At 65.4% G+C, this 22,791-nt stretch carries 21 protein-coding genes, 3 tRNA genes and 1 rRNA gene; 6 read left to right on the top strand and 19 right to left on the bottom strand.

The genetic code is table 11. From position 1 onward, the window contains the following. Positions 1-80: 80 nt before the first annotated feature. From sctV to MC381_RS09425, 9 genes are all read right to left on the bottom strand, one after another. Positions 81-2,177, bottom strand: coding sequence for a type III secretion system export apparatus subunit SctV (gene sctV / locus MC381_RS09465; protein ID WP_251977505.1), 2,097 nt, complete (start codon positions 2,175-2,177; stop codon positions 81-83). Beyond that, positions 2,174-3,259 carry a TyeA family type III secretion system gatekeeper subunit gene (locus MC381_RS09460; RefSeq protein ID WP_251977504.1) on the bottom strand — a complete coding sequence of 362 codons (1,086 nt, stop codon included), beginning with the start codon at positions 3,257-3,259 and terminating at the stop codon, positions 2,174-2,176. Before MC381_RS09460 ends, sctV begins: the two co-directional genes overlap by 4 nt. Before the next feature lie 113 nt (positions 3,260-3,372). Beyond that, positions 3,373-4,359 carry a hypothetical protein gene (locus MC381_RS09455; RefSeq protein ID WP_251977503.1) on the bottom strand — a complete coding sequence of 329 codons (987 nt, stop codon included), beginning with the start codon at positions 4,357-4,359 and terminating at the stop codon, positions 3,373-3,375. A 340-nt stretch (positions 4,360-4,699) separates the two neighbouring features. Then, positions 4,700-4,775: transfer RNA gene (locus MC381_RS09450), tRNA-Thr, on the bottom strand. A 20-nt stretch (positions 4,776-4,795) separates the two neighbouring features. Further along, positions 4,796-4,870 (bottom strand) — tRNA-Gln (locus MC381_RS09445). A gap of 8 nt (positions 4,871-4,878) precedes the next feature. Further along, a tRNA-Phe gene (locus MC381_RS09440) sits at positions 4,879-4,954 on the bottom strand. Between the two features lie 100 nt (positions 4,955-5,054). Next, on the bottom strand, positions 5,055-5,327 hold the full coding sequence (locus MC381_RS09435) for an oxidative damage protection protein (protein ID WP_251977997.1): 273 nt from the start codon (positions 5,325-5,327) through the stop codon (positions 5,055-5,057). Between the two features lie 8 nt (positions 5,328-5,335). After that, positions 5,336-6,418 (bottom strand): A/G-specific adenine glycosylase, encoded by a 1,083-nt coding sequence (mutY, locus tag MC381_RS09430; RefSeq protein WP_251977502.1) that lies wholly within the window; start codon positions 6,416-6,418, stop codon positions 5,336-5,338. Positions 6,419-6,603: 185 nt separating this feature from the next. Then, a complete protein-coding gene (locus MC381_RS09425; protein WP_251977501.1) occupies positions 6,604-8,985 on the bottom strand; it encodes an AsmA family protein in 2,382 nt (793 codons plus the stop codon). 253 nt (positions 8,986-9,238) lie between these two features. Between MC381_RS09425 and hisB the strand changes: the two genes are divergently transcribed. The 4 genes from hisB to hisF all read left to right on the top strand — a co-directional run bounded on the left by hisB (position 9,239) and on the right by hisF (position 12,146). Next, positions 9,239-9,832, top strand: coding sequence for an imidazoleglycerol-phosphate dehydratase HisB (hisB, locus tag MC381_RS09420; protein WP_251977500.1), 594 nt, complete (start codon positions 9,239-9,241; stop codon positions 9,830-9,832). A gap of 37 nt (positions 9,833-9,869) precedes the next feature. Then, on the top strand, positions 9,870-10,511 hold the full coding sequence (gene hisH, locus MC381_RS09415; RefSeq protein ID WP_251977499.1) for an imidazole glycerol phosphate synthase subunit HisH: 642 nt from the start codon (positions 9,870-9,872) through the stop codon (positions 10,509-10,511). A 103-nt stretch (positions 10,512-10,614) separates the two neighbouring features. Further along, positions 10,615-11,361 carry a 1-(5-phosphoribosyl)-5-[(5-phosphoribosylamino)methylideneamino]imidazole-4-carboxamide isomerase gene (hisA, locus tag MC381_RS09410; RefSeq protein ID WP_251977498.1) on the top strand — a complete coding sequence of 249 codons (747 nt, stop codon included), beginning with the start codon at positions 10,615-10,617 and terminating at the stop codon, positions 11,359-11,361. Positions 11,362-11,372: 11 nt separating this feature from the next. Further along, entirely contained in the window at positions 11,373-12,146 is a 774-nt protein-coding gene (hisF, locus tag MC381_RS09405) for an imidazole glycerol phosphate synthase subunit HisF (RefSeq protein WP_251977497.1), read from the top strand. Between the two features lie 125 nt (positions 12,147-12,271). On the opposite strand, the gene MC381_RS18345 is transcribed toward hisF, so the two are convergent. From MC381_RS18345 to MC381_RS09390, 3 genes are read right to left on the bottom strand one after another with little or no spacing between them, the layout of a single operon-like run. After that, positions 12,272-13,099, bottom strand: a complete 828-nt coding sequence (locus MC381_RS18345) for an RsiV family protein (protein WP_251977496.1) — start codon at positions 13,097-13,099, stop codon at positions 12,272-12,274. 57 nt (positions 13,100-13,156) lie between these two features. Next, on the bottom strand, positions 13,157-13,747 hold the full coding sequence (locus tag MC381_RS09395) for a YjaG family protein (RefSeq protein WP_251977495.1): 591 nt from the start codon (positions 13,745-13,747) through the stop codon (positions 13,157-13,159). A gap of 52 nt (positions 13,748-13,799) precedes the next feature. Continuing rightward, complete coding sequence (locus tag MC381_RS09390) at positions 13,800-14,102, bottom strand: MGMT family protein (RefSeq protein ID WP_251977494.1); 303 nt, start codon at positions 14,100-14,102, stop codon at positions 13,800-13,802. 59 nt (positions 14,103-14,161) lie between these two features. On the opposite strand from MC381_RS09390, the gene MC381_RS09385 reads away from it, so the two are divergent. After that, complete coding sequence (locus MC381_RS09385) at positions 14,162-14,833, top strand: type 1 glutamine amidotransferase (protein WP_251977493.1); 672 nt, start codon at positions 14,162-14,164, stop codon at positions 14,831-14,833. Between the two features lie 13 nt (positions 14,834-14,846). Here MC381_RS09385 and mnmH read toward each other — a convergent pair whose 3' ends face one another. The 5 genes from mnmH to MC381_RS09360 form a co-directional block, all read right to left on the bottom strand. After that, positions 14,847-15,950 (bottom strand): tRNA 2-selenouridine(34) synthase MnmH, encoded by a 1,104-nt coding sequence (gene mnmH / locus MC381_RS09380; RefSeq protein WP_251977492.1) that lies wholly within the window; start codon positions 15,948-15,950, stop codon positions 14,847-14,849. Beyond that, positions 15,947-16,987, bottom strand: a complete 1,041-nt coding sequence (selD, locus tag MC381_RS09375) for a selenide, water dikinase SelD (protein WP_251977491.1) — start codon at positions 16,985-16,987, stop codon at positions 15,947-15,949. Before selD ends, mnmH begins: the two co-directional genes overlap by 4 nt. An 83-nt stretch (positions 16,988-17,070) precedes the next feature. Next, positions 17,071-18,450, bottom strand: coding sequence for a DNA repair protein RadA (gene radA / locus MC381_RS09370; RefSeq protein WP_251977490.1), 1,380 nt, complete (start codon positions 18,448-18,450; stop codon positions 17,071-17,073). A 115-nt stretch (positions 18,451-18,565) separates the two neighbouring features. After that, positions 18,566-19,027 carry a copper resistance protein NlpE N-terminal domain-containing protein gene (locus MC381_RS09365; protein WP_251977489.1) on the bottom strand — a complete coding sequence of 154 codons (462 nt, stop codon included), beginning with the start codon at positions 19,025-19,027 and terminating at the stop codon, positions 18,566-18,568. Between the two features lie 130 nt (positions 19,028-19,157). After that, a complete protein-coding gene (locus MC381_RS09360) occupies positions 19,158-20,255 on the bottom strand; it encodes an alkene reductase (RefSeq protein ID WP_251977488.1) in 1,098 nt (365 codons plus the stop codon). Positions 20,256-20,460: 205 nt separating this feature from the next. Here MC381_RS09360 and hisC point away from each other — a divergent pair, with 205 nt between their 5' ends. After that, entirely contained in the window at positions 20,461-21,513 is a 1,053-nt protein-coding gene (gene hisC, locus MC381_RS09355; protein ID WP_251977487.1) for a histidinol-phosphate transaminase, read from the top strand. Positions 21,514-21,539: 26 nt separating this feature from the next. Here the strand turns inward: hisC and MC381_RS09350 are convergent, their stop codons facing one another. Then, positions 21,540-22,289 carry an SDR family NAD(P)-dependent oxidoreductase gene (locus MC381_RS09350; protein ID WP_251977486.1) on the bottom strand — a complete coding sequence of 250 codons (750 nt, stop codon included), beginning with the start codon at positions 22,287-22,289 and terminating at the stop codon, positions 21,540-21,542. A 403-nt stretch (positions 22,290-22,692) separates the two neighbouring features. Further along, positions 22,693-22,791 (bottom strand): 5S ribosomal RNA (gene rrf / locus MC381_RS09345); the annotation flags it as partial.

Here is a 22,791-nt window from a genome sequence, read left to right as displayed (position 1 = left end):
CCGTGCGCTCGCGCCAGCGCCAGCGCCCTCGGCTCTCGCGACGTTGTCGGGTGACGCCGGCATGGCGTCGACCGTCGGTATCAGGCCGCATTCGCCGCCAGCAGCCGGTCGTCGATTAGATCCAGGCGCCCCGCCACCTCGACCTTGGCCGCGTGCCCCAGTTCGGCAAACGACATGACCGGTACATGGTTGAACTCATCCTGCAGCAGGTCCCGCATGGGGCTTCTCAGATCCTGCGCGATCAGCAGCACATGGGTCCGGGGGCCGCTGGCGGGGAAGGCCTGACCGAGCTGCTCGACCAGCGACTGGGCGTGCTGATTCTCGATCTGCAGGAAAATCCCGGTCTGGGTCTGACGCAGCGCATCGCGGAAAAGCTCCTCGGTCTCCGGCGTCATCAGCCAGACGTGCAGTGCGCCATCCCGTTGGTAGTGATCAAAGATCTGATCCTTGAGCGCGATGCGGGCGTAGTCGCTCAGCGCCGCGACGTCTCTCTCGTGCTGGCCGTGCTCGACCAGCGCCTCGGCAATCAGCCGGATCGCGCGCAGGGGCACCCGCTCGCTGACCAGGCGCTGAAGCACGCCGGAAAAACGGGTCAACGGCATGGTGCGCTGCAACTCCTGGGCCAGCTCTGGCAGCTGTGCCTCCAGCCAGGTCATCACCACCTTGCACTCCTGCAGGCCGAGGAAGCGCGACGCGGAGTGGAACATGGCGTCCTCCATGCGCTGCACGATCAACGCCTCGCTACCGCTGGGCTCGACGCTCTCTTCCTGCAACAGCGGGTCCCCGGGCGCGACCCAGAGCAGGTGCTGCTCCTGGCGTCGTTCGTCGCCCTCGATGGCGTCTTCGGGTTCCCGCGGCAACGGCCCGCGACGCACGGCCACGCGCTCGCTCAGGGTGGCGCGAAACATGGCCACCTCGTGAATACAAAAGCGGAACTCGTCTTCCGGTAGGCTCGCCAGACACTCGATGTCGAAGGCCGGCAGCGTCAGGCCATAGGTGGAGATCATCGAATTGCGCCGACGGCGAATGGCCTGGATCAACGGCGAGGCATCAGCGTGGCCGGCATAGCGAGCGGGAAGCTGGATCAGATAGGGGCGCGAGAGCGAGAAACCGCGCAGATCTTCCATGCCGTTGTCCGCTGGCGCCGGACGCGCCTCGGCGGCATCGCCCGCCGAGTCACGCCTTTCGCGCCGACGGTACTGCAGGTACCCCCCCAGACCGGTGAGCAGACCCATGGTGACGAATACCAGTGACGGCATGCCGGGCAGCAGGGCGAAGACCAGCATGCCGACCGCGGCGATGATCCAGGCGCGCGGCTCGCTGCTCATCTGCAGCACGATGTCGCGGCCGACGTTGCTCTTCTCGCCCTCCTCGTCCTGCGACACCCGCGTGATGATCATGCCGGCGGTCAGCGAGATCAGCAGCGCCGGAATCTGGGCGATCAATCCATCGCCGATGCTCAGGACCGAGTAGACGGCCAGCGCCTCGCCCATGCCCATCCCGTACTGGGTCATGCCGATCGCCAGCCCGCCGACGAGATTGATGCAGACGATCACCAGGCCCGCGATCGCGTCGCCCTTGACGAATTTCATCGCCCCGTCCATGGCGCCGAACAGTTGGCTCTCTCGCGTCAGCCGGTCGCGTTTTCGGCGGGCATCATCGGCGCTAATCAGGTTGGCGCGCAGATCGCTGTCGATCGACATCTGCTTGCCGGGCAGACCATCCAGCGTGAACCGAGCGGAGACCTCGGCCACGCGCTCGGACCCCTTGGTGATAACCAGAAAATTGACGACGGTAATGATGAGAAACATCACCAGCCCCACGGCGAGGTTGCCGCCAACCACGAAGTTGCCGAACGCGGCAATGATGTTGCCGCCATCCTGATCCAGCAGGATCAGGCGCGTGGTGGCGATCGAGAGGGCCAGACGAAACATCGTGGTCAACAGCAGCACAGCCGGAAAGGTCGAGAACGCCAGCGGCTTGGGCAGAAACAGCGACAGCGTGATCATCAGGCACGCTACGCAGATGTTCACCGCGATGAGGATATCCATCAGCCAGGTCGGCACGGGCGCGACGATCAGAAAGACGACTGCCAGGACCACGACAGCGCCGAGCAGCTCGGCACGCCGGCCGACCATGCCAGCCAGGCGCAACAGACGTGGGAGAAAAAGGTTCATGTGCCGCTACCCTGGCGACGCTGATCCGCCGGCAGCACGTTGCGCGCCACGTCCTGGGTCAGCTGTGCCATCATCGTCTGCAGGGTCGCGAGGTCGCGCTGACGCGCCTTCTCTTCACGCCACAGCACCAGCGGCAGACGCCGCACCAGACTGATCAAGCGATTGAAGGTGCCAAGCTGTTCGCGCTCGCTGTCGCCCCCTGCTAGCGACTGTTGCAGCGCCTGAACCGACCTCGGCGCCAGGCCCTGCCCCTGACCGATAAGCTCCACCACCCGCTGCAGCAGCACTGCTGGCGCCGGCTTCTCGGCCTGTGCCGGTACGCGCGCCAGTAGCTCGTGACAAAGGCGCAACGCTCCCGCGAGACGTACCAGTGTCTGCAGGACCAACAGCTCGACCTGGCGTTGCGCCCCGGTGTGCAGCCGACTCGTCGTCGCATTGCCGACCCGTCGCGACAGCGAGCGCTGCAAAGACTGCAGCTCGCCCCCCACGGCCTGCTCGTCGAACGTCTCCAGCAGACCTGCCAGCACACCCGCCGGCGAAGGGTTGCGCATCATCCGCTGGTGGTAGAGCGCCTGGATCTCATCGCTGGTATCCAGCGCAGGGTCGGCATTGGCGATCGCGTCCGCATAAGCGTCTTGCACTGCGGCCAGCAGTGCCGCCTGCTGCTGACGCTCGTCATCGTCGCCGGTCTGCGCCTGTGATACCTGCAGGGCCTCGACCGCAACGAGCGGGTCGCCGCCCAGCGCCTCAACGAGATCGCGGGCACCCGCGCCGCGCCGTGCCCGAGAACGGGCACGACGTGCCAGTGTCTCCAGCGAGCGGCGCCCGCGTCGCTCGACCTGCTTGGACATCGGCTCGCCGATTCGCCCCGGGGCGGAATGAAGGGGCATTTCATCGGGCAAGCGGATGCGCCGGTCCGCCATCGATTTGCGCACCTGCCTTTGCTGACCCAGCGTTGCGCTGAACGCCTGCGCTGCGACATGCGCGGCAGCGATCCCGCGTGACCGCACAGGCGGCACGGGATTGTCGTGCAGCGTGGTCAGCGCAAGGTGCTGCAGGGGAAGGCGCGCCTGGATACTCATGGACGGTTCGCTCCGGTCGGCAACGAATATGGCGAAATTGATTACTCGCCATAGGTGGCGAAAGCCGGGCAAATGGTTCCATCTTTCCGCCAGACCGCCGGTATCGACGCCTGTCAGGAATAGCGGGACAGCGCCTCGTTCAGCCGATCGGCACTTTCGCCCTGCAGCTGCAGCACGCGCTCGACCTGATGGCGCTGCAAGGGGTTGGCAGCAACGCGTTCGGGGCGTGGACCGGCCGCCGAAGGCACCGCCGACATTTCCGCCAGCGGCGGCACACGGCCGGTCTGCCGGGCCTGCCGCCAGGCGGCAGCGGCCAGGTTGTCCCGCAGATGGCGCTGCCATCCCTGCCGGTCGCGAGCGCCTTCGCGGACCTCGTCGATATCGGCCGACGTGACCCGACGCTCGCCGTCGCCTCCTCTCTTGGCCGGAACGCTCGCCCCGCTTCCCGGGACCACCGGTTTCCCTTGATGCGCGAGGGCCGCGGTCAACTGCTCGAGCGTCGCGACGGCATCCTCCGCCAGGCCGGAGCGCGCAAGACGAGCCTCGACCGCCTCGGCCACGTGCTCCACGGCTGCCTGTCGAAAGCGGCTCAGGATTCGATTACGCAATGCCCCACTCCCGCCGCCGGCCGTTGCGTCGATATCGTGGGCCTGTTCCAGTTGGTCCAGCGCCGCCGGCAGTCGACCCAGCCCCTCGCGCAGCGCCTGCGCGGCCATCTCCTCGCATCGGGCTTGCAGCCCCTCCCGCGCGTGATCGGCCAGCTCCTCCAGTAGACGTCCGGCGCGGCGTGCATAGAGCTCGCGCCGCAGCCCGGGCTGCATGACCAATCCCAGCGCCATCGAGACCAGATGCTGGCTATCACCGCGGGCTTGATGGTCTAGCGCCTTTGCCGAGGTGTGACGCGCGAGGCGCCGGCTGCCGGCCTGCGCTTGCGCGCTCGAAGGCCGCCAGGGCAATCGCTGCGCCAACTGCATCAATGACTGCAGACGCGCGGGTGAGACCGCCCCCGCCGACTCGGCCGACGTCGGCGAGGCACGCGCCGCGTTCGCCAAGGTCACCTTTCCAAGCGGCTTGAGGCCATGCGTCAACGTCGGGATCATTCGCAACACTCCGGGCAGGACGGCGAAGCGCCGTCAGTCTGCGCTTGAGTGATCAACCTCTCGCTCGGGGTTCCTGCAAAGCATGCGGAAAAGATGTCATCGACGATGATCGGGCCCTGCGGTGCACCGGCATCCGAAGGGATCGACCCTTGACGCCACGATGATTGAAGAGAGCTTGGCGGGGGCGAGCGGCTGTCGCCGGGTTCGGTGAAAAAGGAGAAGGCAAGAAGGAAAAGGAAGAAAAGAGAGAGGGGGACAGTCGACGAGCAGGCACAAAAAAACCGCCTTGAGGGGCGGTTCTTTTCAAGGCTAAAAGCCTTTGCAAACAATCTCTAAGCTCTGGTGCCGACACCAGGAGTCGAACCCGGGACCTACTGATTACAAGTCAGTTGCTCTACCAACTGAGCTATGTCGGCGAGCATAGAGACGTCAGCGATGGCTGGGGTAGCAGGATTCGAACCTGCGCATGCCGATACCAAAAACCGGTGCCTTACCACTTGGCGATACCCCAGCATTGGATGGTGGCCAGAGACGGAATCGAACCGCCGACACGGGGATTTTCAATCCCCTGCTCTACCAACTGAGCTATCTGGCCCTCGCCAACGGGGACGCATTAAACCAATATGCCGTTTGGGGGTCAAGCCTTTTATTTCAAAAAGATCAAAAAGATGGAACGCCCCCGCCCTGCCCGCCTGTTACGGCGTCGGCGGCACGTAGCCGGTGGCCTGATCCGTGTCGCGATTGTCGAAGAAGCGCTCCATCTGCTCCATCAGATAGGCTCGCGATTCCGGGTCGAGCAGGCTGAGATGCTTTTCGTTGATCAGGCGAGTCTGCTGCGCCTGCCACTCGTCCCAGGCCTGCTTGGAAACCGTCTGCTGGATCTCCTGGCCCTTGGCGCCGGGTAGCGGCGGAAACGGCAGGGCTTCCAGCTCTTGCTGGTACTTGCGGCAGAAAACCGTTGCCATGATGGACTCCTTCAGTCGGTGAGCGTGTGCGTCTGTGACAGTTTGGCCAGCAGCGTCTTGACCGGCGCTGCCAGCCCGATGGTGCCCGGATCGGCCGGGTCGATCCAGAGATATCCGCCCTCCTGAATGCCCGCGGCGGCGTTGGCAGGCAAACGGGCCGGCCGCGGCGAGATCTCGAGACGAAAATGCGTGAAGGTATGCGTAAAAGGTTCCCAGGCGCGGGCCAGATGCACACCGCGGCCGTGGTGCTCCAGCCAAGCCTCGAGCGCAGCGCCATCGTCGAACTGCGGAAATCCCCATAGACCGCCCCATAGGCCGCTGGGCGGACGCTGTTCGAGCAATACGCGCCCTCCATCGTCCTGCATCATCAGCATCTGCGTGTGGCGCGTCGGCAGTTCGCGCTTGGGCTTGGACCCGGGGTAGCGGCGCTCTTCGCCAGCCGCGTGGGCCACGCAGACATCCTCGAACGGGCAGAGCAGACAGCTCGGCTTGCCACGGGTGCAGATCATCGCGCCGAGGTCCATCATCGCCTGGGTATAGTCGGCCAGGCGATGATCGGGCGTGTAGCGTTCCGCCAGCGTCCACAGCTGTGCCAGTACATCGCTCTTGCCGGGCCACCCTTCCACCGCATGCAGGCGGGCAAGCACCCGTTTGACGTTGCCATCGAGAATCGGTGCCCGTCGACCGGTACTGATACTGACGATGGCGCCGGCGGTGGAGCGCCCGATTCCCGGCAGCGCGGTCATCGCCTCCAGATCGTGAGTCGGAAACTCGCCCGCGTAGGTCTCGACCACGGCCTGTGCCGCCTTGTGCAGGTTACGGGCCCGCGCGTAGTAGCCCAGCCCCGTCCAGAGATGCAGCACCTCGTCCTGCGGGGCGGCGGCCAGGCAATGGACGTCCGGAAAGCGCGACATGAATCGCTCGAAATAGGGGATGACGGTCGTCACCTGGGTCTGCTGCAGCATAATCTCGGAGACCCAGACCCGATACGGCGTTCTGTCGTACTGCCAGGGTAGCGACTTGCGGCCGTGGGCGTCGAACCAGGCCAATACGCGGGCTTGAAAAGCGTCAGCAGACAGCGCGATCTCTGCCAAACGGCACCTCTTTCGGTTGCGGAAATTGCAGTTGCGAAAATTGCGGTTGTGGGAATTGCCATTGCAGGATGACGCCGGCGATCGCGATTCGCGTCACGGCTACGCCATCGCTGGACGAGAGATTCAGCGGCGGGAGAAAAAGGCGCCGACGCAAGGTCGGCGCACAAACTGGCTTCTGGCTTGGTTCACTGGAATAGACCGCGAAGCTTGTTGCCGAGTTCCTCGGCAGCCCCGTCACCGAGTCGTTCATCGATCTTGCGCCGCGTATCGTCATCCAGCCGCTCGTCGAGCGCCTCATCGACACGCTCGCCGGCCTTGCGGCGCGCTTCGCTGGCCGCCAGCTCGCCCAGCGAACGCTGGAACGCCTCGCGATCGAAGCCGCACCACTCGCCTGGCGCGCCGTCCAGCCGCCCCTGACAGCGGATCGGAAAGTCGACCTGCGCGAGGCGCGGGTTGACGCGGCAGGCGGCCTGATCGGCGGTATCCACGAAACGGGCGGCCGCACGGTAGTCGATCCGATTGGTGACCAGGTTGACGTCGCCGCTTCCGGTTACCTCGATCCCCGGAATGGCGATAGTGAGATCCTCGTTGTGCGCCACGCCGTCGGCCACGGTAACGCTCGCGCGCAGTCGGTCGAAGGCCGTGTCATCGCTCCACTCGCGCGTCGACTCGCGACCCTCGAGAGTGGCCGCAGCGGTGCAGAGCTGACGCGAGACGTTGACATCGAGCATGGCGCCATTGTCGACGCGCAGTGCAGCCTGGCCGTTGAGATGCTGCTTGAGGCCATCGAGCGTATTGGTACGCGAGTCGAAATCCCCCTGCAGGTTCAGCGTGCCGCGCAGGGGTGAGGTCTTGCCGCTGGCAGCCTGATACAGCGGCGCGATCTGTACCCCCTGCAGCCGTTCGGTGAAGGAGAGGCGAATCGGCGCCTGACGCAGATCGAGCGCACTCGAGGCACGCAGCGAGCCTTCATAAAGATCTGCGCTCAGCGAATCGACGCGCTGGCGGCCGCCGCTGCCACTGGTGGTCAGTGACACGTTGCTTAGCGACAGCCCTTTGGCCTTGAGCGACTCCAGCGTCAGCTGGCCCTCCTGCTCGAGCCCGGCGAGCCAATCGACCGGCAACAGCTCGGCACCCTCGCTAGCCGCCAGCGCCGGCGCCACCCCCAGCGCCTCGAGCCAGGCGGTCTGCGCCTCTCCCCCCTGCGCGGCATCATCCGATGCGGCTGGCGCCGGGGGCAGGTAAGCGTCCAGATCGAGCGCGTCGCCGGCAAGATCAAAGTCGAGTGCCTGACCGTCGAAGCGTGCACCGAGTGATCCCGTGAACGCGGTATCGTCGAGAGTCAGTTGCAGCTCGTTGAAGTCGATACGCTGGGCATCGCCGGTGAAGGGGCCATGCAGCGACAGCGACGTCAGCGCGCTGTCGTCGGCGGTATTCGGCGCGACGCCAACACGCACCAACCAGTCGCGCACCGAGAGCGGCGCCAGCGCCAATTGCCCCTGAAACTGCGGATCGGCGCCGAGCGCACTGACGTCGACTTCGCCGCTCAGATCGAGGCCGTTGTCGCCGCTGAGCGCCATGTCGTTCAAGGCTGCGGTCCCTGCCGCGAGATCGACACTGGCATTGGCCGCCAAGGCCAGCGATAGCGGCGCTTCCTGTAGCTGAGGATGGTAGAGCGAGGTCTTCAGGTCGATGCCGTCGGCGCGGTACTGCGCCGCCTGTGTGTCGGCGACCAGCGTGGCGATCTTGAGATTGGCGGTCTGTGCCTGTTCGGCAAGATTCGGCAGCTGCGCCCGGCCGTCCAGCGTGACGCCCTCGAAGGTGTAGCGACCGTCGGCCAGCGCCATGCGCATCTGGCTCTTGAACTGCAGCCGCCCGCTCAGGGCCGGCTCGGCGCCATCGATATCGAACGACAGTTGCACCGGGAACGACGACTGCGGGCTGACATTGCTGCTCTTGAGGTCGAGATTGGCCAGCGTGAGGTCCAGCCCTTGCTGGCGATCGACATAGCGCACCTGGCTATTGGAGACCTGGACACTGGCGATATCGAACGCCACCGGCTGGCTCGGCGCCGCATCCGACTCGTCCTCGGCAGGCGTCGTCTCCTTGGCAGCGGTCTCCGCCTCGGCCGTCCCGGCATCGCCATCGGCGAGATTGTCCAGCAACTGTTGCCAGTTGCCCTGCCCCTGCGCATCGCGGGACAGGTTGAGGCGCATGCCGTCGAGAATCAGGCCGTCGATCGAGACATCGCCACTCAGCAGCGGCGCGAAGGCGACACTGACCTCGGCCCGGTCGAAACCGGCAAAGGGCGCCTCATCCGGCGTCTGCGACGGCAGCCATGCCTCGGCGTCCTGCACGCTGACGCCGATTCGCGGGTAGAACGACCAGGAGAGCGGGCCGTCCAGATGCAGCTCTAGCCCGCTCTGCTGCTTGACGGCCTGGACCAGCCGCGGCTTGAGATCATTGGGGTCGAAGAAGGTGGTGATGTAGACCACCGCCACGACGACGAGAATTCCCAGGACACCGATTGCCGCCAGCAGCGCTCTGACCAACCCCTTCATTCGCATCCCCCATCTCCGGCGTCGTGAAATCGCATCGGTGCTGCCGACACGCTGCCCGGGCGGCGCCTCTCTCTCGCGGGCGTGAATTCCTGTTGCGACTCGACGTGCTGCGCGACTTGCGGCATGCCCCCTGGTTCTCCCTGTCGGCGATGAGCGGTCCGTCCTGGCCGCTCCGTGATCTCCCGCATTGTAGCGGATGCGGTGGCCGATTCTCTATAATGGCCGATTCTCGCCACTCTTACCGGGAGACTCCCCACGCATGTCCCAGCGCATCGCCACGGTGTCACGCCAGACCAAAGAGACGCAGATCGCAGTGACGGTCAATCTGGATGGTGACGGCCATCTCGACTGTCGTACCGGCGTGCCTTTCCTCGACCATATGCTCGACCAGGTCGCCCGCCACGGCATGATCGACCTCACCATCGACGCCCATGGCGATCTGGAGATCGACGAGCATCATACCGTCGAGGACCTCGGTATCACGTTGGGCCAGGCATTTGCCCAGGCTATCGGCGACAAGCGCGGCATTCGCCGCTATGGCCACGCCTATGTACCGCTGGACGAAGCGCTCTCCCGCGTGGTGGTCGACTTCTCCGGGCGCGCCGGGCTGTTCATGGACGTCGAGTTTACCCGCGCCAGCATTGGCCGGCTGGACACCCAGCTTTTCTGGGAGTTCTTCCAGGGCTTCGTCAATCACGCCCAGGTCACGCTGCATATCGACAACCTCAAGGGCTTCAACGCGCACCATCAGGCCGAGACGATCTTCAAGGCCTTCGGCCGGGCCCTGCGCGCGGCGGTCGAAGAAGATCCGCGCATGGCCGGCCAGATGCCATCGACCAAGGGCAGCCTGTGAGCGCCAACATCTTTACCGATTCAGCGAGGAGCGAACCATGACGATCGCCGTGATCGATTACGGAATGGGCAACCTGCACTCCGTGGCCAAGGCGCTCGAGCACGTCACCCACGAGAACGTCATGGTCACCCGCGACCCGCGCTCGATCCGTGGTGCCTCGCGCCTGGTGCTGCCGGGCCAGGGCGCGATCCGCGACTGCATAGGCGAATTGGAACGTACCGAACTTACCGGGCTGGTCAAGGAGCTGCTGACCGCCCAGGCCAAGCCCCTGCTTGGCATCTGTGTCGGCCAGCAGATGCTGTTCGAGCGCAGCGAGGAGAACGGCGGCGTGGACTGCCTCGGCTTCCTGCCCGGCCGGGTGCGCCATTTCGGCCAGCACCTGAGCAGTCCCGATGGCGAACGCCTCAAGGTGCCGCACATGGGCTGGAACCGCGTCGCCCAGCGTCATGCGCATCCACTCTGGAACGGCATCGACGACGGCGCCCGCTTCTATTTCGTGCACAGCTATTTTGTCGAGGCTGACAGCGATGGCGATATCTTCGGCACCACTGACTACGCCGGTGCCGAGGCACATGTCGCCACCGGGCGCGGCACGGTCTTCGCCGTGCAGTTCCATCCGGAGAAAAGCGCCCGCGACGGTCTGCAACTGCTCGAAAACTTCGTTAACTGGGCGCCTTGAGCCACATCAGACGCAAGGCTCGTACCGCGGACGCCTCGCGGCGCCGTTCAACCATCAATACGTCGTTTCGCGCTCGCCGCAACGACGCAAAGGATTCGACGACATGCTGGTGATACCCGCCATCGATCTCAAGGACGGCCAGTGCGTGCGCCTCAAGCAGGGCCGCATGGACGACGCCACCTCCTACGGTGACGATCCGGTCGCCATGGCCGCCCGCTGGGTCGAGGCCGGCGCCCGCCGACTGCATCTGGTCGATCTCAACGGCGCCTTCGAGGGCAAGCCGGTCAACGGCGAGGCGGTCACCGCCATCGCCCGTGCCTACCCGGACCTGCCGATCCAGATCGGCGGCGGCATCCGCAGCGCAGAGACCATCGAGCACTATCTCGCGGCCGGTGTCAGCTACGTCATCATCGGTACCAAGGCGGTGAAGGAGCCGGATTTCGTCGGCGAGATGTGCCGTCGCTTCCCGGGCCACGTGATCGTCGGCCTGGATGCCCGTGACGGCTTCGTCGCCACCGACGGCTGGGCGGAGGTCTCAACAATCAAGGCGGTCGATCTCGCCAAACGCTTCGCGGACGACGGCGTCTCGTCCATCGTCTACACCGACATCGCGCGCGACGGCATGATGCAGGGCGTCAACGTCGAGGCCACGGCCGAGTTGGCCCGCGATGGTGGCCTGCCGGTCATCGCCTCCGGCGGCGTGACCAATCTCGACGACATCGACGCGCTGGCGAAGGTGGCCGACAGCGGCATCATCGGCGCCATCACCGGCCGCGCGATCTACGAGGGCTCGCTCGACGTGAGCCGTGCCCAGACCCTGTGCGACGAACTCGCCAAGACCGCTCGCTGACGGAGAAACCGATGACCCTGGCCAAACGCATCATCCCCTGTCTCGACGTCGACGCCGGCCGCGTGGTCAAGGGCGTCAACTTCGTCGGGATCCGCGACGCCGGCGATCCGGTGGAGATCGCCAAGCGCTACAACCAGCAGGGCGCGGACGAGATCACCTTTCTCGATATCACCGCCAGCCACGAGGATCGCGATACCACGGTGGAGATGGTCGAGCGCATTGCCGGCGAGGTCTTTATCCCGCTGACCGTCGGTGGCGGCATCCGCCGCTGCGAGGATATTCGCACCATGCTCAACGCCGGCGCGGACAAGATCTCGATCAACACGGCCGCGGTGACCAATCCGGAATTCGTGCGCGAGGCCGCCGAGCGCTTCGGCAGCCAGTGCATCGTGGTCGCGATCGATGCCAAGCGCGTCAGCGCTGAAGACGAGACGCCGCGCTGGGAGATCTTCACCCATGGCGGGCGCCGCCCGACCGGGCTCGACGCGGTCGAATGGGCACGCAAGATGGCCGATTACGGTGCAGGAGAACTACTGCTCACGAGCATGGACCGGGACGGCACCAAAGTCGGATTCGATCTTGGCGTGACGCGTGCCATCAGCGACGCGGTGGACGTACCGGTCATCGCTTCAGGGGGCGTCGGCAATCTGGACCATCTGGTCGCGGGGGTACGCGAGGGCGGCGCCGACGCGGTGCTGGCCGCCAGCATCTTCCACTTCGGCGAGTACACGATTCCCGACGCCAAGCGCTACATGGCCGAGCACGGCATCGAAATGCGCCTGTAGTGGATAGCGGCCGTGGGTCGCCTCGTGCGTCGCGACGGCTTACCGGCACCACTTACCATGACGCCGCCTCCCTGACCGGAGGCGGCGTTTACGTTTCAACGGCACGGCCCTTCACGCCCGATCGATCAGGGGAGATAGCGCGGCTTCAGCACGCCGTCCAGTTCCTCGTAGGGGATCGTCAACTCAGGCTGACCAAGCGCATAGGGCGCCAGGTCGTAGACCTGATAGCTGACTGAGAGACCGCTATCGAGCGGCGCCGCGTTGTCGGAAACTACGAACGGCCATTGCGTCCGCGACAGGCCGCTGGCCTGCGCGGAGCGCAGCCAGCGCCGATGCGCGCGTTGTAGCGCCGCCACGTAGGCCGGACGCTGCCCCGGCAGCAGCATGGTCTCCAGCGTCAGCGGTTGCTGCGTCTCACGGTCGATCACCAGATAGCGGGTCAGCGGCAGGCCGTGTGCGCCGCCACTGAAGAGATAACCGTCGAGCTCGACGACTACCACCGCGTCTTGCGACGAGACGACCTTGGCCCGCAGGTCCGCCTGATAACCAGGCAGGCCTGGCACATCGCGACGCCCCTGGCGCGAGGCCGCGAAGATCTCGTCGGCAAAGGCCTGAAGGTCCTCGGCCCGACTCACATCGGGGTCCTCCCCCAGGCCGCTGGCCAGCGAAAACAACCGCTGTTCCAGCGTGCGCGACAGTGCCGGGGCGTCAGGGAAGCGCAGGTAATCGGCCTCCACCGTGGCGCAACGATCCCCCGCGCAGTTCGGTTCCTCCAGGCTGGCGACGACCGGCTCGGTGCGCAGCGGGTCTTCCGCCTGCCACCCGCCCATGCCCTGGCAACCTGCCAGCAAGAGCGCCAGACCTGCGCCCGCCATGCCTTTCCGATACCGCTTGCGTTCTTCCTTGAACATTGCCTCGATCCCTTCCGCGTCCATGGCGTTCGTCGTTGTCACCCACTGATCTCAGCGTAGCCGCTTTGGCGCCGAGCACGCGCGCTCTCGCGCCAGGGCCTAGTCGAGGGCGAGCCCCAGATTGCTGACGCCCTGATTGCGTCCCAGGCGACGCAGCGCCGTCAGATCGGCCAGCGACGGATCCTGCTCGACCGCCTCCAGCACCGCATCCTGAAAGTCGCGCTCGTCCTGCATCAGCGCATGCTCGCGGAACAGCGCTTCCAGCTGCTCGGCATCCTCACTGCCCTCGCTCATCTCGATCATGGCACGAACGCCATCGCGGGAGACCTGACTAACCTCCAGCATCGCTTCCGGCGCCTCGCCCCGCAGCGCATCGAGCAGCGTCGTCAGGGCCATGATGCTCTCTGTGGCGCGTCGCGCGCCGAAACTGTCGTCGGCTTCCGGCGGCTCTGCCTCGGCCAGTTTTTCCGCCTGCTTGTCGAAATCGATCTTCGCCGATTTCACCTTGAGGCGCTCCCATACCAGATCGAGCACATTGTTCAGCACGCGCGGGTCGCCGTTGCCGCTCATGCCGGCATAGAGCGCATAGTTTGGCAGCAGGCGCTCGCTCAACGCGGCCATGAAGGCGATCCGCTGGCGAACGTCCAACTGGCGCAGGCGAGCGTTGAATCCCGTTCGGGGCTGTGACATGTCATCTCCGTCAAATCCGGTCTGGTCGCTTCGGTCAAATTCGCTCGGCCCGTCAATCCGGCCAGAGCAAGTGAGTCGGCACACGGCCACGCGCATCGAAGACAATCCCCTCGGCGCGCAGCCGCTCGCGCTGGCGAACCGCTCCGCCATGCGCCGCCACCTGGCGCGTCGCGCTGATCACCCGGTACCAGGGTAGCTGATGTCCGCTCGGCAGCTGCCGCATGGCCGTGCCTACCATGCGCGCCGTGGCACCTTCGGTCATACCGGCAATGCGCCCGTAGGTCGTCACCCGCCCAACCGGCACCTGTGCCACGATGGTATAGATCTGCTCGAGGATATCGGGGCGAATGGGCATGAGGAAATGCATCCTTGTCGCTTGTGTCAGGGCATCGCTAACGCCATGATAAACCTGACATGCATATCTATTTTCTGGAACACGAACCGTTACTCGGACCGGCTCGCCTGGCGGACTGGCTGGAGGGCATGGGCCACAGCCACAATGGCTGCCGGCTGCATCAGGGCGAACTGCCGCCACCGTTGGCCAACTGCGACGCGCTGGTGCTGCTCGATGCCCTGGAGCCCCCCGAGCCGGCTTTGCTCAAGCGCGAGCGAAAGCTCGTCGACCGCGCGCTCAGAAGCAACAAGCCGCTGCTCGGTATCGGCTTCGGTGCCGGGCTGATTGCCGAGGCGCTCGGCGCGATCGTCTCACCCGCCGTAGAGCCGGAGTTCGGCTGGCAGACGATCACGCTGGCCGACGCCAGCCCGTTCGACCTGCCGGAGCAGTTCGAGGCACTGCTGTGGCACCGCGACATCTTCGGCCTACCCGACGAGGCGCTACCGCTGGGGCAGACACCTGCGGGGCCGGTTCAGGGCTTCGCCTGGGACCGCGGCCGCGTCCTCGGCCTGCAGTGTCATCTCGAGCTGACCGCCGAAGGCGTCAGCCGCCTCTGGGAACGACACGCGCCACCGATAGCAGGCCCGTATGTCCAGTCGCGCACCGAAATGCTCGCCGACCCTCGCCGCTTCGATCGCCAGGCGGCACTGCTCGATCGCGTGCTGACACGCTGGCTTGCGTCGCCGGTCTAAGCGTCACGTCGGTTCAGGCGCCGGTCCTTTCGACGCCGTGATCACGCTCCCACGCCAGAACGGCTTCGCGACACGCCGCCCAGCTACCGACATGTAACGTCGGCCGCGATTGCGACTCGATCTGGTGACGATACATGGGGTCGTAGTATTCCCGCAGGAGCGGCGCCAGCCAGCTGTCATGTGCCTGCAGGTCGCCCAGTCGCTGCGCTTCGAAGGCGCGCTGTTGCGCGGCCTGCAGGCGCCCCTGGCGTTCGCTTCCCAGGCGTTTGCCGAGCCGCCCCAGCGCCCCGGAAAGCTGCTTGCGGAACAGCACTTCGCCGAGCTGCGGCCCGTAGTGGCCATGGTAGAGCGCCGCCAGATCCTCGATGTAATCCTTGCGAATCTGCTCGAGCCGCCACTCGAGCGGCATCTCAACGCGCACACAGGGCGCGTGCTTCATCGCTTGCCAGAACGTTGCTGGAATCGCCAGGCGCCCGATGCGCTGCGATTCGTCCTCGACCACGCGGGCCCGAGGTCGCGACAACAGATCCAGCGTCAGCCCATGCTCGAAGTCGATCTGCGACGGGCCCGCCAGCGGATGCTGCCCGAAAGCCGAGCCCTTGTGGCGCGCATGCCCCTCCAGATCGATGCCACTGGACAGCGAGTTGACCAGCGCCGTCTTGGCGCAGCCGGTCAGCCCCGCGACCAGCAGCAGCGGTCCGTCGCTGCGTGTCTCCAGCGTCTCGAGCAGGCGATTGCGCATCGCCTTCCAGCCGCCGCGAATACGCGGCAGCACATGGCCACGCTCGGCCAGCCAGCGCTGCGAGATCTGCGAGCGCATGCCGCCGCGAAAGCAGTAGAGTACGCTGTCAGGGCGCACTGCAATGGCACGCTCCCACGCTTCGAGGCGCGCTTCACGACACTCGCCCGATACCAGTCGATTGCCCAACTCGACGGCCGAAGCTTGGCCCTGATGGCGATAGCGAATGCCCACTTCTCGGCGCTCGTCGTCATCCATCAACGGCAGGTTGATCGCACCCGGCAGCGCGCCGGCGGCGTACTCGATCGGTGCCCGCACGTCGATCAACGGCCGCTGGAGCAGCGCTAGATCGGCCGCGAGCGTTTCGCCCTCGCTCAACCCCGCACCTCGATCAGCGCGTCACCACCGCGCTGGGCGACGCACTCGCCGAAGGCTTCCAGCGTAAGCTGATGCTGACGCCCGACCCGTTCGACATCGTCCGCCCAGGCGGGGTCGACGGCAATCAACAGGCCACCGGAGGTCTGCGGGTCGCACAGCCACTGCCAGTGCGCCTCATCCATGGCCGGTAGCGCCTTGCCGATCGCCTCGCGATTGCGGCCGGTACCGCCAGGCACGGCTCCCTGGCGGCGGTAGGCTTCGGCCTCCGCCAGACGCGGCAGCTTGGCGAAGTCGATCCGCGCCTCGACGCCACTGGCGGCACAGACTTCGCTGAGATGCCCGGCCAGGCCGAAGCCGGTGACGTCAGTCATCGCGTGAACGCCCTCGATTCCCGCCAGCGCGCGACCGATATCGTTGGCAATCAGCATGGTCTCCCGCGCGAGCCCCTGATGGCCCGCCTGCAGCAGCCCTTGCTTCTCCGCTGTGGTCAACATGCCCACCCCGAGCGGCTTGGTCAGGTAGAGCAGGTCGCCGGGCTTGGCGCCGCTGTTGAGCTTGAGCTTGTCGAGATCGACCAGGCCGTTGACCGAAAGCCCGAAGATCGGTTCCGGGGCATCGATCGAGTGACCGCCGGCCAGTGCCAGTCCCAGCTCGCGGCAGACCGTCTGGGCGCCGGAGACGACATCGCCGGCGACCTCGCCAGGCAGCTTGTCTAGCGGCCAGCCGAGAATACCCAGCGCCATGATCGGCTCGCCGCCCATGGCGTAGACGTCGCTGATGGCGTTGGTCGCGGCGATACGGCCGAAGTCGAACGGATCGTCGACGATCGGCATGAAGAAATCGGTGGTGGAGATCAGTCCACGACCGTCGCCCAGGTCGTAGACGGCGGCATCCTCGCGTCCCTGATTGCCGACGATCAGGCGCTTGCTGTTGGCGCCCGGGCCCGCCTTGGCCAGGATCTTGTCGAGCACGTCGGGGGCGATCTTGCAGCCGCAGCCGGCACCGTGGCTGTACTGCGTCAGGCGAATGGCACTCATGGTCTGACTCCTCGTCGCGCGTTCCGGATGATGGCGATTGTGACGTGCAGTGTACCCGACGAGGCGCCGGGACTCAGCCGTCGCTATAGGGCTTCCAGCGCTTCAGCAAGCTTGTCCACGGCCACCACCTGCATGCCCTCCGGCGACTGCCGGGGGGCATTGCCGCGCGGCACGATGGCCCGCGTAAAACCGTGCTTGGCGGCTTCGACGATCCGCTCCTGACCACTGGGAACCGGGCGAATCTCGCCGGAGAGGCCGACCTCGCCGAAGACAACCAGCTCCCGCGGCAGCGGTCGGTTCTGCAGACTCGAGACGACAGCCAGCAGCACGGCGAGATCGGCGCTGGTCTCGAGCACCTTGACCCCGCCTACCACGTTGAGGAAGACGTCCTGGTCGCCGGTAAAGAGCCCACCATGCTTGTGCAGCACGGCCAGCAGCATGGCCAGGCGGTTGGGATCCAGGCCAACTGCCACGCGACGCGGGTTGCCCAGGGCAGACTCGTCGAGCAGCGCCTGCACCTCGACGAGGATCGGTCGGGTGCCCTCCCAGACCACCATCACCAGGCTGCCGGCGGCCTGCTCCTCACCGCGGGAGAGAAAGATCGCGCTGGGGTTCTTCACTTCCTTGAGTCCGAGCTCGACCATCGCAAACACGCCCAGCTCGTTGATGGCGCCGAAGCGGTTCTTCTGGCCACGCAACGTGCGGAAGCGCGAGTCGCTGCCACCTTCCAGTAACAGCGAGGCATCGATCATGTGCTCCAGCACCTTGGGGCCGGCGAGCGTCCCGTCCTTGGTCACGTGGCCGACAAGCAGCAGCACGGTGTTGCTCTGCTTGGCAAAGCGCGTCAGCGCCGCGGCGGACTCGCGCACCTGGGCCACGCCGCCCGGTGCCGAGCCGATATCCTCCAGGTGCATGGTCTGAATCGAGTCGATGATCAGCACTTCCGGGCGCTCGCGTTCGGCCACCGCCAGCAGCGTCTCGACACTGGTCTCGGCCAGCATCTTCAACCCCTGGGTCGGTAGCTGCAGACGATGAGCTCGCATCGCCACCTGCGACAGTGACTCCTCGCCGGTGACATAGAGCACCCGCTTGCTCTGTGCCAGGCGGCACGCGGTCTGCAGCAACAGCGTCGACTTGCCGGCGCCGGGGTGCCCGCCGAGCAGTACGGCGGATCCCGGCACCAGGCCACCGCCGAGCACCCGATCGAACTCGACGAAGGTCGAGCTAAAGCGTGGCACTTCGGTCAGGTCGACGCCGGAGAGGTCAACCACCTCGCGAGATAGCGTGCCGGCGTAGCCGCCACGCGAACCGCCACCGGCGGTCGAGGCCGCGCCGGGGCGTGAACTGCCAAGACGGATCTCGGTCAGCGTATTCCACTCCCGGCAGTTGCTGCACTGCCCCTGCCACTTGCTGTACTCCGCCCCGCACTCGGTGCAGACGAAGGCGCTCTTCGCTTTGGCCACCTGCGATTGTCTCCTGTCCCGCGCCATCGACCGGATGACCCGCGCATCGCATGACCGGGCCTCCAACGAACGGGGGCGGCCAGTGGCCGCCCCCAGGTACCGCCAGACTCGCCGTTTATTGGCGTGTCAGTCGCAGCATCTCGCCATTCTCGAAACGACGACGCTGCGGATCGATCAGCTCGAGCGTGCTGTCATCGATCTTCTGGAAGTAATAGATCTGGCCTTCGCCGTCCGGCGTCAGCTCATAGACCGTCGCCTGCGGATCGACAGCCGTACCGGTCATCACTTCCCACTGCCCGTCGTAAGCCTCGGGCTCCGGGTCCTGCGGGTGATTGAGGTAGTTGGCCTCAAGCGTGAAGGTGCGCTCCGGCGCGGGCGAGGATTCGGTACCGGCAAGATTGACGGTCAAGTCAATGCCGTCGCAGCTGCGGCAGGGCAGCGTGCCCTCATAAGTCGTCGTGGCGGACGACGCGCCGGCAGTCTCTTCCGGGGCGGACTGCGTCTGCCCTCCACCGCTGGCACAACCGGCCAGTACGGCAACCGTGGCGGCGCTGGCCAGCAACGTCCTGATCTGCATATTGGTTCTCCTTACACTTCTGGGCCATACAGGCCGCCTGGGCGGCCACGTGACTACAGGATAGCGGCTCGGCTCCCGCCTGACACCCCATTCGCGATGTGGTGACAAACCGGCAGGCACTGCCGCCGCATCAATCCAGCGTCGGATAGTCGATATAACCCTCTGCGCCACCGCCATAGAAAGTATCGGGATCGGGGGAGTTGAGCGCGGCATCACGGCGGAATCGCTCGACCAGGTCCGGGTTGGCGATATAGGGCCGCCCGAAAGCGACGGCGTCCCCCAGGCCATCCGCTATCAGCCGCTCGGCGCGCTCTGCCGTGTAGTGGCCGCAGTAGATCAACGCCTGCGGGAAGCGCTCGCGCAGATCGCGGCGGAAGGCATCGGTCAGTTGGGGCCCCTCGCCGGTCCAGTCCGGTTCGTTGATATGCAGATAGGCGATACCGCGCCGGCCGAGCTCGCTGGCCAGGTAACGCATCATCGCCTCGGGCTCGTCGTCCGAGAGGCCGAATATCTCGATGAACGGCGACAGCCGAACTCCGACACGCCCAGCCCCCATCACCCCGCTGACGGCATCCACCACCTCGAGCAGCAGCCGCGCGCGATTGACCACGCTACCGCCGTAACGGTCGCTGCGCCGGTTGCTGCCGGTCGCCAGGAACTGCTGCAGCAGATACGCATTGGCGGCATGGACCTCGAGCATGTCGAAGCCGGCGCGCTTGGCTCGGCGAGCCGCCCGCCGATAGTCATCAATTAAACCGGGGATCTCGTCGAGTCGCAGTGCCCGAGGCGTGCTGGTCGGATGCTGACCGGCGCTGCCATCTTCGAATTCAACGAAGCTATTGGTTCCCTCGGCGCGCAACGCACTCGGGGCAACAGGCGTCTGACCATCCGGCTGCACCATTTCATGGGAGACGCGCCCCGCGTGCATCAACTGCAACGCCATTCGTCCTCCGGCGCGATGGACCGCGTCTACCACCTGACGCCATCCAGCCTCCTGGGCGTCGTTCCAGATACCCGGGGTATAGACGTAACCGCACGCGGCGGGCGAGATATTGGTCGCTTCGGCGACGATCAGCCCGGACGAGGCGCGTTGCGCGTAATAGGTTGCCTGCAGTGGGCCGGGGATACTGTCCGGTGTGCGCGCTCGCGTCAGTGGCGCCATCAGCACGCGGTTATCCAGCTCGATATCGCCCAGCGTGAGCGGAGAGAATAGTTTGTCGTAAACCATGGGCAAGCCTTCCTGGCGTAGAGCGAATTCGGCGGCTCGGCATCGCTGCCGAGAGATTGTTGTCGGTTTACCAAGATGCGGCCATGAGCGCACTAATCAACCCTGGCCGGAGGCGGGACAACGGCTTGCACCCTCGCGATGCTCAGGCCACTATGGCAGTTGCCCTTACCCCCAGTTTCACGCGCTAACGCGTTCACGAGAGATCATGAGTCAATTCTGGAGCCCCGCCGTCCGCGCCCTGACCCCGTATGTTCCGGGAGAACAGCCGCGAGAGAAGCTGATCAAGCTGAATACCAATGAAAACCCCTACCCCCCCTCACCGGCGGTCGAGCGGGTACTGCAGCAATTCCCGATCGACCATCTGCGCCGCTATCCCGATCCGGAATCCTTCGCGCTACGGGAAACGCTAGCCGAGGTTCACGGGGTCGGCCCCGAGCAAGTATTTGTCGGCAATGGCTCCGATGAAGTATTGGCGCTCGCCTTTCAGGCCTTTTTCTGCCAGCCCAAACCGCTGCTGCTGCCGGCAATCAGTTACAGTTTCTACCCGGTCTACTGCAAGCTCTACGATATTGCCTATCGCACCGTTGCCCTAGACGACCGCTGGCAGATCTCGCTCGAGGCTTTTGACGTCGATAACGGCGGCGTGGTCTTTGCCAATCCCAACGCCCCGACCGGACATGGTCACGGGCGAGACGCCATCGCGGGCCTTCTGAACCGCATCACCGACAGCGTGGTGCTGGTGGATGAAGCCTATGTCGATTTCGGTGGCGAAAGCGCAGTACCGTTGATCGCCGACCACCCCAACCTGCTGGTGACTGGCACGCTGTCGAAATCACGCAGTCTCGCCGGTTTGCGCGTGGGTTACGCGATTGGCTCCCGTGAGCTGATCGAAGGGCTGGAGCGAGTCAAGAACTCGTTCAACTCCTATCCGATCGATATGCTCGCGAGTGATGTGGCCATCGCTTCTCTCAAGGACGGCGCGCATTTCCAGGCTTGCTGCGAACGCGTCATGACAACTCGCGAGTGGACACGCACACAGCTCGAATCGCTCGGCTTCGAAGTCCTGCCATCGCAAACGAACTTCCTGTTCACGCGCCACACTTCATACAGCGGGGCCAGTATCTTCAGCGGCCTGCGCGAACGCGGTATTCTCGTCCGCCACTTCGACAAGGATGGACTCAGCGACTTCCTGCGCATTTCGATCGGCACCGATGACGAGATGCAGAGCCTGGTCGAAGCGCTGCTCGCCATCGTCTAAGCCGGGCCGCCAGAGGCCGATTTCCGCTACCAGGGAATCGGCTTTCCCGCCCAGTCCCAGAACGTACCGCTCTCCGCTGGGCCTCGCTCGCCCATTACCGCCAGCAGGCGCTCGGCAACGAAAGCCGGCGTGAACAGTTTGCCTTCCGGCACCCGAGCCTGAAACGGCTCCGACAGCTTCGTGTCGGTCGTGCCCGGATGCAGGCAAAGCACGATAGCCTGCGGGTTGTAGCGGGCCAGTTCGATCGCGGCAGTGCGCAGCAGCATGTTATGCGCCGCCTTGCTGGCCCGATAGCCGTACCAGCCGCCGAAGCCATTATCCTCGATTGAACCCACGCGGGCGGAGAGACTGGCGATGATCGCCGGATGCCGCCCTTTGAGCGACGCCTGGAGCGCCTGAATCACCAACATGGGCGTGATGGCATTGACGTGAAATGAAGCCGCCAGTGTCTCGGCGTCCAAATCCTCGAGCCGCTTCTCCGGGGTCAGGGTGGCGTCATGCAGGATACCGATGGTATTGAAGAGCAGATGGACCGGCGCCCCTGCGAGATCATTCGCCAGGATGCCGCGGCCCTCGGCCGTGGTCAGATCGGCGCGTAGCGCTCTCAGCCGATCATCGTCCGTCGCCGCTTTCTCGGCCTGCAGCGCCTGCCGCGATACGGCGAGGATTCGGCCGGCACGCGTGTCCGCTTTCAGGGCGGTCACGATGGCGCGACCGATACCGCCTCCGGCTCCGGTAACGACGGCCGTATAGCCCTGCGGTAGCTGCTGCAGCATAAGTCTCTTCCCGCTCCGACTGTCGAAAGGTCACTGAACTGAAGAGAAGCTAGCCCAGTTGACGCAGCACGGCCAATACCAGCGAGTATGCCCACGCAGAGTGCCGGGCCTTATTTACACCAGCCTTATCCACAAGCGGATTAGCGCGCCTGACATCGAACCGGCTGGGGATAACTTAACGGGATCGGGGTCGCTCGTAGCGACCGCCGCACCGGCCTCGCTACCCGCGCTGCTACCCGCCCGGCAGACTGGAGGGTGGGCATGCGGGATGACGCCAGGCCTGGGGTCGAAGACCATACGCCCGGTTTTCCCTAGCCCGGAGACGCGAACACCCCGGCCTCTGGCGAGACCGGGGTGCCCAAAAAGAAGAACCCCAGCCGGTTGGCTGGGGTTCGGTATAGATGCCTGACGATGACCTACTCTCGCATGGGGAGGCCCCACACTACCATCGGCGCGGAGTGGTTTCACTTCTGAGTTCGGCATGGATCAGGTGGTTCCCACT

Source organism: Salinicola avicenniae, from assembly GCF_023736115.1.
GTDB lineage: Bacteria > Pseudomonadota > Gammaproteobacteria > Pseudomonadales > Halomonadaceae > Salinicola > Salinicola avicenniae.
Note: the sequence above shows the minus strand (reverse complement) of the source record. Positions and strands in the feature narration are given on the sequence as shown.